The sequence below is a fragment of the Variovorax sp. RCC_210 genome, from assembly GCF_041355175.1.
Lineage (GTDB): Bacteria > Pseudomonadota > Gammaproteobacteria > Burkholderiales > Burkholderiaceae_C > Variovorax.
Genome location: NZ_JBFUPJ010000001.1, coordinates 328,032 through 342,451 on the forward strand (window position 1 = coordinate 328,032; position 14,420 = coordinate 342,451).

The window sequence follows — 14,420 nt, forward strand, 5'->3', positions numbered from 1 at the left end:
CCCCGATGAAAAGCGATCTTCAATGGATGCAGGCGCAGGTCGTCGCGCTGCGCGACGTGACGCCCACCGTGCGCGAGTTCGAGCTGCGCCCCGACGGCGGCTTTGCTGACAGCTACGAGCCCGGCGCCCACCTGCAGGTGCAGGTGATGACGGCGCAGGGCCGGCTGCAGACCCGCTCGTACTCGCTGGTCGGCGAGGGCGACCGCCAGTGCTGGCGCATTGCCGTGAAGCGGCTGGACGACGGCCGCGGCGGCTCGCTCGCGATGTGGAAGCTGGCCGTGGGCGACCGCCTGCAGGTGAGCGCGCCGCAGAACCACTTCGCGCTCGACATGTCCGCGCCCGGCTACCTGCTGGTGGCCGGCGGCATCGGCATCACGCCGCTGGTGCTGATGGCGCAGCGCCTGGGCGCGCATGCAAGGCGCAACGGCGTGCCGGTGAAGATGCTCTACGGCGCGCGCCATGCGGGCGAGTTCGGCTACCTGGCGCACCTGCGGGAGGCGCTGGGCGAGGGCGTGTCGGCGCACGAAGGGTCGACGCCCATCGATTTCGCGGCCGCCATCGCCGCGCTGCCGCCCGGCGGCCAGCTCTACACCTGCGGCCCGGTGCCGATGCTCGAGGCGCTCAAGCGCGCCTGGCATGCGGCCGGCCGCCCGCTCGAGGACCTGCGCTTCGAAACCTTCGGCAGCAGCGGGCGCTTCGCGACCCAGGCTTTCGAGGTGCGCATTCCGAGGCACGACCTGACCATCACCGTGCCGGCCGACTGCACCTTGCTCGACGCGCTCGACGCCGCCGGCGTGCAGACGCTGTGGGACTGCAAGCGCGGCGAGTGCGGCCTCTGCGCCATGGACGTGCTGGCCGTCGAGGGCCAGGTCGACCACCGCGACGTGTTCCTCAGCGAGCATGAAAAGGAGGCGGCCACGCGCATTTGCGCCTGCGTGTCACGCGCCGTGGGTACGCTCACGCTCGACTCCGCGTACCGCGCCGACAGCTGAGGCCGCAAGCGCGGCTGGAGCCACCTTGCGCGATGATCGCGCAGTTCATTTATTGATCGCGCAACAAAGGCCCGCCAGAGGGGCCGGGTAGGTGATTGCCTGCTTCGCCGAATGTTGCAAAGTGTTGAAAATAGCCCCGGTTTCGAGTTCCGTCCCTGAAGGAAAAACATGCAAAGACGCCATCTCATCCAGACCGCCGCACTGTCGGCGCTCGCGCTTTCAATGTCGCTGGCCAGCGCCCAGGACAACAAGTTCAAGATCGGCCTCATCCTGCCGATGACGGGCCAGTCGGCCTCCACCGGCCGCCAGATCGAAGCCGCCGCGCGCCTGTACATGGCCCAGAACGGCGACACCGTGGCCGGCAAGAAGGTCGAGCTCATCATCAAGGACGACACCGGCCTGCCCGACGTGACCAAGCGCCTGGCGCAGGAACTGGTGGTGAACGACAAGGTCAACGTGCTCGCCGGCTTCGGACTGACGCCTTTGGCCCTGGCCGTGGCGCCCATCGCCACCCAGTCGAAGACGCCCCAGCTCGTGATGGCCGCGGCCACCTCGAGCATCACGGAGGCCTCGCCCTACATCGTTCGCTCGGGCTTCACGCTGCCGCAGGTGTCGGTGCCCATGGGCGACTGGGCGCCCAAGAACGGCATCAAGACCGTGGTGACGCTGGTGGCCGACTACGGCCCCGGCAACGACGCCGAGAAGTTCTTCAGCGAGCGCTTCCAGCTGAACGGCGGCAAGGTGATCGACAAGCTGCGCGTGCCGCTGCGCAACCCCGACTTCGCGCCCTTCCTGCAGAAGGTGCGCGACGCCAAGCCCGACGCGCTGTTCGTCTTCGTGCCCTCGGGCGCGGGCGCTGCGGTGATGAAGCAGTTTCTGGAGCGCGGCATGGACAAGGCCGGCATCAAGCTCATCGCCACCGGCGACGTGACGGACGACGACCAGCTCAACGACATGGGCGACGGCGCGCTGGGCGTGGTCACCTCGCACCACTACTCGGCGGCGCACCCCTCGGCCATGAACAAGAAGTTCGTGGAAGCCTTCGAAAAGGCCAACCCCAAGCTGCGCCCCAACTTCATGGCCGTGGGTGGCTATGACGGCATGCGCGTGATCTACGAAGCCCTGAAGGCGACCAAGGGCGCGGGCGGCGGCGAGGCGCTGCTGGCCGCGATGAAGGGCCAGGTCTTCGAGAGCCCGCGCGGCCAGATGATGATCGACGCCCAGACCCGCGACGTGGTGCAGGACGTGTACCTGCGCAAGGTCGAGAAGAAGGACGGCCAGCTCTACAACGTCGAGTTCGACGTGATCAAGAGCGTGAAGGACCCGGGCAAGACGAAGTAGGTTTCTTTTCCGCAGGTCGGAGATCGAGAGAGGGGCATTCGGGGCGCGATCACGCCGGCGGGGTGCCCCTTTTCTCGAATGTCCCCCGGCCTGCGGCCTCCTCCTTCGTTGCTCGAAGGGGAGTACCCGGCGGCCTGTTCAACCCGTCCCGAACGAACCAACCGCAAGCCGCAACAAGCTCCTGAAACACTGACATGTTGACCATTCTTTTCGACGGCATCGCCTACGGCATGCTGCTCTTCGTGTTGGCAGTCGGACTGGCCGTGACGCTGGGGTTGATGAACTTCATCAACCTCGCGCACGGCGCCTTCGCCATGGCCGGCGGATACCTCACGGTGTTCGCGATGCAGAAGCTGGGCCTGCCTTTCCTGGCCTGCCTGCCGCTCGCCTTCATCGTCGTCGGGCTGGCCGGGGCCTTGCTGGAGCGCACGCTCTACCGGCCCATGTACGGCAAGTCGCACCTCGACCAGGTGCTGTTTTCCATCGGCCTCGCCTTCATGGCGGTGGCGGCCATCGACTACTTCGTGGGCTCGTCGCAGCAGAACGTGCAGCTGCCCGAATGGTTGCGCGGGCGCACCGAAATCGGCGACGGCGCGTTCATGCTGGGCATGGGCCACTACCGGCTTTTCATCATCGGCGTGTGCGCGGTGCTCACCGTGGTGCTGCAGCTCATTCTTTCGAAGACCCGGTTCGGAAGCCGCCTGCGCGCCGCCGTGGACGACCCGCGCGTGGCCGCGGGCCTGGGCATCAACGTGAACATCGTGTTCCTGCTGACCTTCGCGGTGGGCTCCGGCCTGGCGGGGCTGGGCGGCGCGCTGGGCGCCGAAATTCTGGGGCTCGACCCGACCTTTCCGCTCAAGTACATGATCTATTTTCTGATCGTGGTGTCCGTGGGCGGCACCTCGTCGATCACCGGGCCGCTCGCGGCGGCGCTGCTGCTGGGCATTGCCGACGTGGCGGGCAAGTACTTCATTCCGAAGATGGGTGCGTTCACCGTCTACCTGCTGATGATCCTGATATTGATGTGGCGCCCCCAGGGCCTGTTCACGCGCAAGGGAGGCCGCTGATGAGCACGCCTTCCACCGCCGACTTCCAGTCGGCCCTGCTGCGCAAGGCCCGCTGGCGGCCGCTGGAGTTCGTGGTGTGGGCGGTGGCCTTCGCGCTGCCGCTGGCCATGCCCTCGCACTCGCTGCTGGTCAACGAGATTGCCATCGTCGCGCTGTTCGCGATGTCGCTCGACCTCATCCTGGGCTACACCGGCATCGTGTCGCTGGGGCATGCGGCCTTCTTCGGCTTCGGTGCGTACGCCGCGGCGCTGTTCGCCAAGCTCGTCATGCCCGACCCGACCGTGGGCCTGGTGGTGGCGACCGTGCTGTCGGCCGTGCTGGGCCTGGTCGCCAGCGTGACGATCCTGCGCGGCAGCGACCTCACGCGGCTGATGGTCACGCTGGGCACCGCGCTGCTGCTGCTGGAGCTGGCCAACAAGCTCGACTGGCTCACCGGCGGCGCCGACGGGCTGCAGGGCGTGGTCATGGGGCCGGTGCTCGGCTTCTTCGAGTTCGACCTGTACGGCCGCACGGCCGCCTGGTATTCGCTGGCCGTGATGCTGGTGCTGTTCCTGCTGATGCGCCGGCTGGTGCATTCGCCCTTCGGCGCCACGCTGAAGGCCATTCGCGACAACCGGCTGCGCGCCATGGCCATCGGCATTCCGGTGGTGTCGCGGCTGGCCACGGTCTACACCATCGCGGCCGGCATTGCCGGCGCCGCGGGCGCGCTGCTGGCGCAGACCACGGGCTTCGCGTCGCTCGACGTGCTGGCCTTCGACCGCTCGGCCGACGTGCTGCTGATGCTGGTCATCGGCGGCGTGGGCTGGCTCTATGGCGGCGTGGCGGGCGCCATCGTCTTCAAGCTGCTGCAGACCTGGCTGTCGGCCGTGACGCCGCAGTACTGGATGTTCTGGATCGGCCTGATCCTGGTGCTGCTGGTGCTGGTGGGCCGCGACCGGTTGCTCAAGCCCTGGACCTGGTTCGGCGCGGGCAAGAAGAAGGGCGGTGCCGTATGACCGACACCGTGCTTTCCACCCACGGCCTCGTGATGCGCTTCGGCGGCATCACCGCCACCAACAACGTGACGATGGAGCTCAAGCGCGGCGCGCGCCATGCGCTGATCGGCCCCAACGGCGCGGGCAAGACCACGCTCATCAACCAGCTCACCGGCGTGCTCACGCCCACCGAAGGCCGCATCACGCTGCTGGGCGAGGACATCACCACGCTGGCCCCTCACAAGCGCGTGGCGCGCGGGCTGGTGCGCACCTTCCAGATCAACCAGCTGTTCGACTCGATGACGCCGCTGGAAACGCTGGCGCTCGTGGTGTCGCAACACCAGGGCATCGGCGCGCAATGGTGGCGCCCGCTGGGCGCGAGCAAGGCCATTGCCGAGCGCGCGGCGCAGCTGCTGGAGGAGTTCCACCTGGGCGACGTGGCGCTGCAGCAGGTGAAGCACCTGGCCTACGGCAAGCGCCGCCTGCTCGAGATTGCGATTGCGCTGGCCTGCGAGCCGCGCGTGCTGCTGCTCGACGAACCGGTGGCGGGCGTGCCCGCCGGCGAGCGCGAAGAGCTGCTGCAGACCGTGGCCGCGCTGCCGGCCGATGTGTCGGTGCTGCTCATCGAGCACGACATGGACCTGGTGTTCAGCTTTGCCGACCGCATGACCGTGCTGGTCAACGGCACGCTGCTGACCGAGGGCGACCCTGAAACCATCGCCAACGATCCCAAGGTGAAAGAGGTCTATCTGGGCCACGGAGAAGCTGCCCATGTCTGAGCTGCTGCGCATCGAGAATTTGAGCGCCGGCTACGGCGAAGCCGTGGTGCTGCACGACGTGGCGTTCGCGCTCGGCGAAGGCCAGACGCTGGCGCTGCTGGGCCGCAACGGCACGGGCAAGACCACGCTCATCAACACGCTGGCGGGCGCCACGCGCCAGCACGGCGGCACCATCGCGCTGGGCGGGCAGGCGCTGCACAAGCTGGCGCCGCACCAGCGCGCGGCGGCGGGCATCGGCTGGGTGCCGCAGGAGCGGAACATCTTCAAGTCGCTGACGGTGCACGAGAACCTCACGGCCGTGGAGCGCACTGGAAAGTGGAACGCGCAGCGCGTCTACGAGATGTTCCCGCGCCTGGCCGAGCGCAAGACCAACCTGGGCACGCAGCTCTCGGGCGGCGAGCAGCAGATGCTGGCCGTGGGCCGCGCGCTGGTGCTCAACCCCAAGCTGCTGCTGCTCGACGAGCCGCTCGAAGGGCTGGCGCCCATCATCGTGGAGGAGCTGCTGCGCGCCATCCGCCGCATCACGCAGGACGAGGGGCTGGCCGCGATCATCGTGGAGCAGCACCCGCAGGCGATCCTCGCGATTTCGGACGAGGCCGTGGTGCTCGACCACGGCACCATCGTGCACACCGACAAGGCCGCGACCTTGCGCACGCAGCCAGAGGTGCTCGACCGGCTGCTGGGCGTGGCGCGCTAGGCGCCTTCGGCCAACGCGGCCAGCTTCGCCTTCCAGTCGTCGGCGCGGCCCAGCCAGGGGCCGGCGTCGATGCGGCTGGCGCGGCCGTCGGGCTGCACCAGCACGAAGGTCGGAAAGCCCTGGCCGCCCGCGCGCTGCAGCAACTGGCGGCTTTCGGCGATGTGCTGCGCCGTCGCCTCGCCCGACAGCTGCGCGAACGCGGCCTTGAAGGCGGCGGCGTCGAAACCGATGTCGACTGCCATCTCGGCCAGCACATCGGCATCGGCGATGCGCCGGCCTTCGACGTAGTGCGCCTGCTGCAGGCGATGCACCATGTCCAGCCCGCCGCCCGCGCGCAGCGACTCGGCCGCGAGAACGGCGGTGGTGGGCGGCTCCGAGTCCATCACCGCGCCGGTGTCGCGCAGCAGGCCTTCGAAGTAGCGCTCGCCGAAGGGCTGGCCCGTCATCTCGGTGATGCGGCGGTCGTGCGGCATCACGTACTCGCGCCACTGCGGCGTGATGGGGCGGCGGTTGGCGCCGGTCATCATGCCGCCGCCGTGGAGCGCGACCTTCAGGCCCGGCACGCCGCGCGCGGCCGCCACCAGCGGCGCGGCGGCGTAGCACCAGCCGCACAGCGGGTCGAAGATGTAGTGCAGGGTGGCGCCTTCCGGGGCGTCTTCCGGGGCGTCTTCCGGGGCGCCCTCTGGGGCGCTTGCTTCGGCGGTATCGGTCATTGCGGCCATTTCATTTCTCCCTTGACGACCTTGGCGCCGAGTTCGAGCGACGAGGGGTCTTCCAGCCTGGGGTAGCGCTTCTTCATCGCGGCGATGAGTTCGCCCGAGTCTTTCGCCTTCGCCGCCTCGACCTCGAAGGCTTGCAGGTAGCTGCGCGTGAAGTTCACCGACGCCACCGTGTACGGCGCCGATCCGTCGGCGTTCGGCAGGTAGTGGCCGGGCACCACCGTCTTGGGGTGCAGCGCGGCGATGCGGTCCAGCGTCTTGATCCAGTCGCGGCGCGACTGCGGCGTTTGCGTGTCGGCCACCCACACATGGATGTTGGCCGACACCGGAATGCCGCCGACCACGGCCTTCAGCGAGGGAATCCACGCGAAGCTGCGCTCGGGCTGGGAGCCGTGCAGGCCGTTCAGGCCGTCCAGTCCGACCACCTGGATCTTGCGGCCCTCGAGCGTGAGGCTGTCGCCGGCCAGTGCATCGGGCACGATCAACGCCTTGGGGGCGTTGTCTTTCAGGATGGGGCCCCAGTGCGCGAGCTTGCCGTCCTTCGAGGCCTGGATGGCGGCCACGGTCTGCGGGGTGGCGACGATCTTCGCGTCGGGGAAGGCGGCCTGCACCACGTCGAGGCCGAAGTAGTAGTCGGGGTCGCTGTGGCTGATGTAGACGATGGTGAGCTTCTTGCCCGTCGCCTTGATCTTGCGCACCAGCGCCTCGGCGTCGTTGCGCTGGAACTGCGCGTCGATCAGCACGGCCTCGGCCTGGCCGGTGACGATTTCGGAGGACACCGGGAACATCGACCGGGCGCCGGGGTTGAACACCTCGAGCCGAAGCGGCTGGGCGGCCTGCGCCAGCGGCGCGAAGCCTGAAAGCGAAGCGAGGGCGGCCAGGGTGGCGGTGGAGAGGAGGGCTCTGCGGAACATGGCGATCTTTCTGGGTGCGGTGAGGGGTGACAGTGCGCCGATGCTAGGTTGCGCGAACTGAAATAAAAACCGCCTCCAGGGCAATGGATCGTTTCGTATTCCGGGCGAATCGGGCGAATCGGGCGAATCAGGCTGAATAGGACTGGCGAATCAGTCCGTCGCGCACCGCTCCAGGTGCGCCACCAGCAGCTGCGCCGACGGCGACAACGCCTCCCCGCCACGAAAGCAGATCGCGAAGCGCCGCCGCGCCCAGTCGTCGGTCAGCGGCATCAGCCGCAGGCCGAAGGCGTCGGTGAAGGGCCGCGCCACCTCCGCCGGCACCACGCTGATGGCCAGCCCCGCGCGCACCACGCGCAGCGCCGCGTCGAAGTTGGACACCAGCACCCGGTACACCAGCGGCTTGCCCGCCACCGCCGCCTCGCGCGCGAGCATCAGCTGCACGGCGCTCAGCGCGGGCATGCCAACGAACTCGTGGTCGAGCACCTGCTCGAAGCGCACCGCCTCGTGCCGCGCCACCGGGTGCGAAGGGTGCGCGACGATGGCCAGGTGGTCGCTGCGGTAGCTGCGCCGCTCCAGCCCCTCGAGGTCGGCGGCGTCCCAGCACAGGCCGATGGAGGCGATGCCCTCGCGGATGCCGCGCACGATCTCCGGGCTCACGCGCTCTTCCATGTCCACGCGGATGTTGCGGTTCGCCGGGTCTTGCAGGAAGCCCGCGACGTCCTCGGCCAGCGACTCGGCCATGACCGAGGCCGACGCCAGGATGCGCACATGCCCGCGCGCGCCGCCGGCGTAGGCGGCCATGTCGCGCTCGATGCGGTTCGCGCTGCCGAGCATGGCGCGCGCGTGCTCCAGCAGGGTTTCGCCGGCCGGCGTCGGCACCACGCCGCCGCGCTTGCGCAGCAGCAGCGGCGTGCCGACCGCGTCTTCCAGCTGCGCCAGCCGCTTGCTGATGGCCGAGCCGACGATGCTGGCCTGCTCGCCGGCGCGCGCGATGCTGCGGGTTTCGCAGACCGAGACGAACAGGCGCAGGGTGGTGAGGTCGAGGTCTCTCATGGTGTTCCGATATGGAAGCAAATGGCTTCCAAAATATACCTTCTGGCGCTGTTCGGAACTTCTAACATCTGCTTCGTACCCCCCGCACATTCCTCACGACGGAGACAAAGTCTTGATTCACGCCTTCCTGCCGCCACGCGCGGTCGTTCGCGAAGTGGGGCTGCGCGACGGCCTGCAAAGCATCGCCCGCGTGCTGCCCACCGCCCGCAAGCTCGAATGGATCCGCGACGCGCACGCGGCCGGCCAGCGCGAGATCGAGGTCGGCTCCTTCGTGCCGGCGCACCTGCTGCCGCAACTGGCCGACACGGCCGAGCTGCTGGCCTATGCCAAGACGCTGCCGGGCCTGTTCGCCTCGGTGCTGGTGCCCAACCTGAAGGGCGCGGAGCGTGCGATCGCAGGCGAGGCCGACCTGATGATCGTGCCGCTGTCGGCCAGCCATGCCCACAGCCTGGCCAACCTGCGCAAGACGCCCGACGAGGTGGTGGCCGAGGTGGCCCGCATTCGCGCGGCGCGCGACGCGGCGGGCTCGAAGACGCTGATCGACGGGGGCGTGGGCACGGCCTTCGGCTGCACGCTGCAGGGCCATGTGGCGCCCGACGAGGTGCTGCGGCTGATGCAGGCGCTGCTCGACGCGGGCGCCGACCGCGTGAGCCTGGCCGACACCGTGGGCTACGCCGACCCGGCGATGGTGCGCAGCCTGTTCGAGCGCGCGTTGCGCATCGCGGGCGACCGGCTGTGGTGCGGGCATTTCCACGACACGCGCGGCATGGGGCTGGCGAATGCCTATGCGGCGCTCGAAGTGGGCATCACGCGCTTCGACGCCTGCCTGGCCGGCATCGGCGGCTGCCCGCATGCGCCGGGTGCCAGCGGCAATGTCGACACCGAAGACCTCGTCTTCATGCTGCAGAGCATGGGCGTGGCCACCGGCATCGACCTGCCGAAGCTGCTCGACCTGCGCCGCCGCGTGGCCGGCTGGCTGGACGGCGAGACGCTGCAGGGCACGGTGTGGCGCGCGGGCTTTCCGAAGACCTTCGCGGTGGGCGAAGAGGTCACGGCATGAGCGCGACGGCAACGACAGACACGACGGCAGCCGGCGAAAAGCGCCTGCCGCTCGCCGGCATCCGCGTGGTCGAGTTCACGCACATGGTCATGGGCCCGACCTGCGGCATGGTGCTGGCCGACCTGGGCGCCGAGGTCATCAAGGTCGAGCCCATCGACGGCGACCGCACGCGGCACCTGCTGGGCGCGGGCGCGGGCTTTTTCCCGATGTTCAACCGCAACAAGAAGAGCATCGCGCTCGACCTGCGGCATCCGCAGGGGCTGGAAGCGGCGCTGCGCCTGTGCGCCACGGCCGACGTGGTGGCGCAGAACTTCAAGCCCGGCACCATGGACAAGTACGGCCTGGGCTACGCCGCGCTGGGCAAGCTCAACCCGCGCCTCGTGTACGTGAACCACACGGGCTTTCTGCCCGGCCCCTACGAGCACCGCACCGCGCTCGACGAGGTGGTGCAGATGATGGGCGGCCTCGCCTACATGACCGGGCGCCCCGGCGACCCGTTGCGCGCGGGCACCAGCGTGAACGACATCATGGGCGGCATGTTCGGCGCCATCGGCGCCATCGCCGCGCTGATGCAGCGCGCCGAGACCGGCAAGGGGCAGGAGGTGCAGTCGGCGCTGTTCGAGAACAACGTGTTCCTGGTGGGCCAGCACATGCTGCAGTACGCCATCACGGGCCAGGCGGCGGCGCCGATGCCCGAGCGCATCTCGGCCTGGGCGCTGTACGACGTGTTCACCGTGAAAGACGGCGAGCAGATCTTCCTGGCTGCGGTGAGCGACGCGCAATGGAAGACCTTCTGCGACGCGCTGGGCTTCGACGACCTGAAGGCCGACCCGGCCCTGCTCACCAACAACGACCGCGTGCGGATGCGCCCCACGCTGCTGGCCGACCTGCGCGCGCGCCTCGCGGACCGGTCGGCGGCGGAGCTGTCGGCGCTGTTCGAGGCCAGGGGGCTGCCTTTCGCGCCCATCGTGCGGCCGCAGGACCTGTACGACGATCCGCACCTGAAGGCCACCGGCGGGCTCGCGGACATCCGCCTGCCCGACGGCGAGCGCGCCGGCGAAATGGCGCAGACCACGCTGTTTCCGATCACGCTGGGCGGCGACCGCCTCGGCGTGCGGCTGCACCCGCCGACGCTGGGCGAGCACACCCGCGAGCTGCTGGCCGAGCTGGGCTATGCGCGCGAGCAGGTGGACGCCTTGCATGCCGGGGCGGCGGTGGCCTGAGCCACGAATTCTTCAAAACACAAGAAAGACGAGACATGACCCACACACTTCCTTCGATGCATCGGTTGAATCTGCTGAACCGCCGCACGGTGCTCGGCTTCGGCGCGTGCGCCGCCGCGGTGGCTGCGTGCCCCGCGCTGGCGCAGGGTTCGGACAAGCCGATTCGCTTCATCCTGCCGATCAGCGCGGGCTCGGGCGTGGACACCATCGTGCGCGCCGCCTCGGTCGCGCTGGGCAAGGCCTTCGGCCAGCCGGTGGTCATCGAGAACCTGCCCGGCGCGGGCGGCATCACCGGCGCGGCGGCCATCGTCAAGGCGGCGCCCGACGGGCTCACGCTGGGCATGGTGTCGAACAACCACGTCATCAACCCGGCGGTGTTCAAGAAGATGCCGTTCGACGCCATCAACGACATCACGCCCATCAGCGTGGTCGGCGCCACGCCGCTGGTGCTGGTGGCCAACCCCAAGCTGCCCGCGAAGAATGTGCCCGAGCTGGTGGCGCTGCTGCGCGCCAAGCCCGGCGGCTACAACTACGCGTCGTCGGGCAACGGCACCATCATTCACCTGGCCGGCGAGATGTTCATGGACGAGGCGGGCGTGAAGGTGCGCCACATTCCGTACAAGGGCACGGGCGCGATGGTGACGGACATGATCGGCGGGCAGGTCGAGATGGGCGTGGTGTCTTTGCCGGCGGTGCAGCCGCACATCAAGAGCGGCGCGCTGCGCGCCATCGGCCTGTGCGGCCCGACCCGCTCGGCGGCCGCGCCCGACATCGCGACCATCGCGGAGCAGGGGCTGCCGAACTACGCGGTCGAAGGCTGGTTCGCGGTGATCGGCCCGCCGAAGATGCAAGCCGCCGACATCCAGCGCGTGCACGACGCCGTGGCCGCCGCGTTCACGAGCGCGGAGGTGCGCGACGCGATGGACAAGCAGGGCAACGTGATCAAGCCGACGACGCCGGAGCAGGCGGCGGCGTACTTCCGCAGCGAGGCTGCGCGCTATGCGGCGCTGGTGAAGAAGGCGAACGTGGTCCTGGAATGAGGTCTTGCTCCTTCCCCCTTTGGGGGAAGGCTGGGATGGGGGCAAGCGGCGCTCGATGAGGCACCTCGTTGTCGTTGAAGCCGCCGTGCCCCCACCCCGACCCTCCCCCGGAAGGGGAGGGAGAAATACCCAGCCCTAAGCCGGCCCCACCGCCCGGTACAAAGCCCGCACGAAATCCGACTGCGTGATCATCCCCGTCAGCCGTTTCTCCCCGTCGATGATCGGAATGTGGTGGTGCCCGCCCTCGGAGAACAGCGGCACCAGGTCGACCACCGGCCGCTCCGCGCTGGCCACGCGCACCTGCCGCGTCATGATCTGCCCCACCACCTCGGGCTTGTCCGACATCACCGTGCGCGTCGCGCGGATCAGGTCGCGCAGCTTGCCGGCGATGCCCTCGTGGTGCTGCAGGTCGAGCTGCCGGAAGAAGTCGGCCTGCGTCACGATGCCCACCACGCGGCGCGTGCGGTCGGTGACGGGCAGGGCCTTGATGCGCCGCTCGTGCATCAACGACCACGCTTCCTGCAGCGGCGTGCCGAACTCCACCGACACGGGCTCGCGCGACATGATGTCCGCGCAATGCAGCGTGCCCAGCCGGCGCTTGTACGACTCCAGCTCGGTTTGCTGGATCAGCGACGCGAGGTCGTCGCGGCTGATGTCCAGCACCTGGTTGTAGCGCGCCAGCACGGCGTCGATGTCGGCCTGGCTGAAGCGCGCGTCGGTGGCCGGCGGGCGCGCCACCTGCACGTGCGGGTAGCGGCGCCCGGTGAGCGAGTTGTAGGCCACGCCCGCGAGCACCAGCAGCAGCGAGTTGGTAAAGAACGGGAAGAGGGCGGACGAGAACTGCGTGGTGTGCGTCAGCACCGCGAGCAAGGCCGCGGCACCGCCGGGCGGGTGCAGGCAGCGCGCGCTGAACATGAGCGCGATGGCCAGGGCCACCGCCACGGCGGCCGCGACGGCCGGCTCGGGAATCCAGTTGGCGCAGGCGATGCCGACCAGCGCCGACAGCGTGTTGCCGCCGATCACCGACCAGGGCTGCGCCAGCGGGCTCGCGGGCACCGCGAACACCAGCACGGCACTGGCGCCCAGCGGCGCGATCAGCCAGACGCTCGCGTGCAGCGGGCCCGCCAGCCAGTGCGACAGCAGCGCCGTGACCAGCAGGCCCAGCCCGGCGCCGGCCACCGCACGCAGGCGCTCGCGGGCATCGATGGTGGTGCGGCCCGGCAGCCAGGCGCGCGCGTGGGTCAGGAGTGCGTCGAACCGCATCGGACCGTGAGCTCCGTCGTCAGCCTTCGTGGGCCACCAACCGGCCGATCTCGGGCCAGCGGCCGTGCAGCCACACCCAGGCGACCAGCCCGATCACGAGCATGCCCAGCGAGGTGAGCGCGAGCGCGAGCGTCGAATGCATCACCAGCGGCGCGATGGCGCCGGCCACGATGCCGTTGGCGGTGGAGCCGATCACGGCCTGCAGCGACGAGGCCATGCCGCGGCGCTCGGGGTGCAGGTCGAGCACCAGCAGCGTGACCACGGGCACCATCAGCGCCCAGCCGAAGGCGAACACCGCCAGCGGCCACAGCGCCCAGGCCACGTGCGCCTGGAAGAAGGTGTTGGCCACCACGTTGACCACCGAGGTCACCAGCATGATGAGGAAGCCGTCGCGAATCTGCCGCTTGGGCGCGACCTTGCCGGCCATGCGCCCGCTGGCGCGCGCGCCGAGCATGATGCCGCCGATGGTCAGCAGGAAGAACCAGAAGAACTGCTGCGGCTGCAGCGCCAGGTGGTCGCCCAGGAAGGCGGGCGCGGCCAGCACGTAGAGGAACATGCCGTTGAAAGGCACGCCGCTGGCGAACGCCAGCAGCAGAAAGCGCGGGTCGGAGCACAGGTCCCAGTAGCCGCGCATCAGGTGGCGCACCTGGAAAGGCTGGCGGTGGCTCTTGTGCAGCGTTTCGGGCAGCAGCTTGTAGTTGGCCGTGAACAGCACCACGCCCACCGCCACCAGGAACCAGAACACCGCGTGCCAGCCCGCGTGCACGAACAGGAAGCCGCCCACGATGGGCGCGATGGCCGGCGCCACGCCGAAATAGATCGTCACCTGGCTCATGACCCGCTGCGCCTCGGCGGGCGGGAACATGTCGCGAATGACCGCGCGCGAGACCACGATGCCCGCGCCCGTCGACAGGCCCTGCAGGCCGCGGAACAGCACCAGCTGCGTGATGTTCTGCGACAGCGCGCAGCCCAGCGAGGCAATGGTGAACACCGCCAGGCCCCACAGCACCACGGGCCGGCGGCCGAAGCTGTCCGACAGCGCGCCGTGGAACAGGTTCATGAACGCAAAGCCGAAAAGGTAGGCCGAGAGCGTCTGCTGCATCTCCGCCGGCGTCGCGCCGATGGACTGCGCAATGCCCGAGAAGGCCGGGATGTAGGTGTCGATGGAAAAGGGCCCGAGCATGCCCAGTACGGCGAGCAGCACGGCAAGCGCCCAGCGCGGGGCCTGCCAGAGTTTGTCTGCATCGGGATTCATGGGGAGGGGGCTCCGTTGTTCTTGGGGTGTTGGGTTGTCGGGT

General features: G+C 69.3%; 13 protein-coding genes and 1 pseudogene. 9 read left to right on the forward strand and 5 right to left on the reverse strand.

The annotated features are described in order from the left end of the window. The first annotated feature begins 5 nt into the window (after positions 1-5). From AB6807_RS01585 to AB6807_RS01610, 6 genes are all read left to right on the forward strand, one after another. Entirely contained in the window at positions 6-992 is a 987-nt protein-coding gene (locus tag AB6807_RS01585) for a 2Fe-2S iron-sulfur cluster-binding protein (RefSeq protein ID WP_371083260.1), read from the forward strand. A 168-nt stretch (positions 993-1,160) separates the two neighbouring features. Beyond that, positions 1,161-2,333, forward strand: a complete 1,173-nt coding sequence (locus tag AB6807_RS01590; protein WP_116907985.1) for an ABC transporter substrate-binding protein — start codon at positions 1,161-1,163, stop codon at positions 2,331-2,333. A 194-nt stretch (positions 2,334-2,527) separates the two neighbouring features. Next, positions 2,528-3,400 (forward strand): branched-chain amino acid ABC transporter permease, encoded by an 873-nt coding sequence (locus tag AB6807_RS01595; protein ID WP_116907984.1) that lies wholly within the window; start codon positions 2,528-2,530, stop codon positions 3,398-3,400. Further along, positions 3,400-4,395, forward strand: a complete 996-nt coding sequence (locus tag AB6807_RS01600; RefSeq protein WP_371083261.1) for a branched-chain amino acid ABC transporter permease — start codon at positions 3,400-3,402, stop codon at positions 4,393-4,395. Before AB6807_RS01595 ends, AB6807_RS01600 begins: the two co-directional genes overlap by 1 nt. Further along, positions 4,392-5,153: an ABC transporter ATP-binding protein gene (locus AB6807_RS01605; protein WP_371083262.1), complete on the forward strand. Its 762-nt coding sequence runs from the start codon at positions 4,392-4,394 to the stop codon at positions 5,151-5,153. Before AB6807_RS01600 ends, AB6807_RS01605 begins: the two co-directional genes overlap by 4 nt. Further along, positions 5,146-5,850: an ABC transporter ATP-binding protein gene (locus AB6807_RS01610; protein ID WP_116907981.1), complete on the forward strand. Its 705-nt coding sequence runs from the start codon at positions 5,146-5,148 to the stop codon at positions 5,848-5,850. Before AB6807_RS01605 ends, AB6807_RS01610 begins: the two co-directional genes overlap by 8 nt. Here the strand turns inward: AB6807_RS01610 and AB6807_RS01615 are convergent. The 3 genes and pseudogenes from AB6807_RS01615 to AB6807_RS01625 form a co-directional block, all read right to left on the reverse strand. Then, on the reverse strand, positions 5,847-6,563 hold the full coding sequence (locus AB6807_RS01615; protein ID WP_371083263.1) for a DsbA family protein: 717 nt from the start codon (positions 6,561-6,563) through the stop codon (positions 5,847-5,849). The genes AB6807_RS01610 and AB6807_RS01615 overlap by 4 nt on opposite strands. A 2-nt stretch (positions 6,564-6,565) precedes the next feature. After that, positions 6,566-7,483, reverse strand: a pseudogene (locus AB6807_RS01620) (MBL fold metallo-hydrolase); the annotation flags it as partial. A 150-nt stretch (positions 7,484-7,633) separates the two neighbouring features. After that, positions 7,634-8,536, reverse strand: coding sequence for a LysR family transcriptional regulator (locus AB6807_RS01625; protein ID WP_371083264.1), 903 nt, complete (start codon positions 8,534-8,536; stop codon positions 7,634-7,636). Positions 8,537-8,648: 112 nt separating this feature from the next. On the opposite strand from AB6807_RS01625, the gene AB6807_RS01630 reads away from it, so the two are divergent. The 3 genes from AB6807_RS01630 to AB6807_RS01640 are packed head-to-tail and all read left to right on the forward strand — an operon-like array spanning position 8,649 to position 11,859. Then, a complete protein-coding gene (locus AB6807_RS01630; protein ID WP_371083265.1) occupies positions 8,649-9,596 on the forward strand; it encodes a hydroxymethylglutaryl-CoA lyase in 948 nt (315 codons plus the stop codon). Next, complete coding sequence (locus tag AB6807_RS01635; protein WP_371083266.1) at positions 9,593-10,819, forward strand: CaiB/BaiF CoA transferase family protein; 1,227 nt, start codon at positions 9,593-9,595, stop codon at positions 10,817-10,819. The genes AB6807_RS01630 and AB6807_RS01635 overlap by 4 nt, the downstream gene beginning before the upstream one ends. 35 nt (positions 10,820-10,854) lie before the next feature. After that, on the forward strand, positions 10,855-11,859 hold the full coding sequence (locus AB6807_RS01640) for a tripartite tricarboxylate transporter substrate binding protein (protein ID WP_371083267.1): 1,005 nt from the start codon (positions 10,855-10,857) through the stop codon (positions 11,857-11,859). 135 nt (positions 11,860-11,994) lie between these two features. Here the strand turns inward: AB6807_RS01640 and AB6807_RS01645 are convergent, their stop codons facing one another. Together AB6807_RS01645 and AB6807_RS01650 are read right to left on the reverse strand one after the other, a co-directional pair. Further along, positions 11,995-13,122: an HPP family protein gene (locus AB6807_RS01645; RefSeq protein ID WP_371083268.1), complete on the reverse strand. Its 1,128-nt coding sequence runs from the start codon at positions 13,120-13,122 to the stop codon at positions 11,995-11,997. Between the two features lie 19 nt (positions 13,123-13,141). Continuing rightward, the gene (locus AB6807_RS01650; protein WP_116907973.1) at positions 13,142-14,377 is read right to left on the reverse strand and encodes a multidrug effflux MFS transporter; all 1,236 of its coding nucleotides are present in this window, start codon (positions 14,375-14,377) and stop codon (positions 13,142-13,144) included. Between the last annotated feature and the right edge of the window lie 43 nt (positions 14,378-14,420).

Coding starts and splice junctions, on each gene's coding strand:
- AB6807_RS01585 (WP_371083260.1), top strand. CDS start 6: ATGAAAAGCGATCTTCAATGGATGCAGGCGCAGGTCGTCGCGCTGCGC.
- AB6807_RS01590 (WP_116907985.1), top strand. CDS start 1,161: ATGCAAAGACGCCATCTCATCCAGACCGCCGCACTGTCGGCGCTCGCG.
- AB6807_RS01595 (WP_116907984.1), top strand. CDS start 2,528: ATGTTGACCATTCTTTTCGACGGCATCGCCTACGGCATGCTGCTCTTC.
- AB6807_RS01600 (WP_371083261.1), top strand. CDS start 3,400: ATGAGCACGCCTTCCACCGCCGACTTCCAGTCGGCCCTGCTGCGCAAG.
- AB6807_RS01605 (WP_371083262.1), top strand. CDS start 4,392: ATGACCGACACCGTGCTTTCCACCCACGGCCTCGTGATGCGCTTCGGC.
- AB6807_RS01610 (WP_116907981.1), top strand. CDS start 5,146: ATGTCTGAGCTGCTGCGCATCGAGAATTTGAGCGCCGGCTACGGCGAA.
- AB6807_RS01615 (WP_371083263.1), bottom strand. CDS start 6,563: ATGACCGATACCGCCGAAGCAAGCGCCCCAGAGGGCGCCCCGGAAGAC.
- AB6807_RS01625 (WP_371083264.1), bottom strand. CDS start 8,536: ATGAGAGACCTCGACCTCACCACCCTGCGCCTGTTCGTCTCGGTCTGC.
- AB6807_RS01635 (WP_371083266.1), top strand. CDS start 9,593: ATGAGCGCGACGGCAACGACAGACACGACGGCAGCCGGCGAAAAGCGC.
- AB6807_RS01640 (WP_371083267.1), top strand. CDS start 10,855: ATGACCCACACACTTCCTTCGATGCATCGGTTGAATCTGCTGAACCGC.
- AB6807_RS01645 (WP_371083268.1), bottom strand. CDS start 13,122: ATGCGGTTCGACGCACTCCTGACCCACGCGCGCGCCTGGCTGCCGGGC.
- AB6807_RS01650 (WP_116907973.1), bottom strand. CDS start 14,377: ATGAATCCCGATGCAGACAAACTCTGGCAGGCCCCGCGCTGGGCGCTT.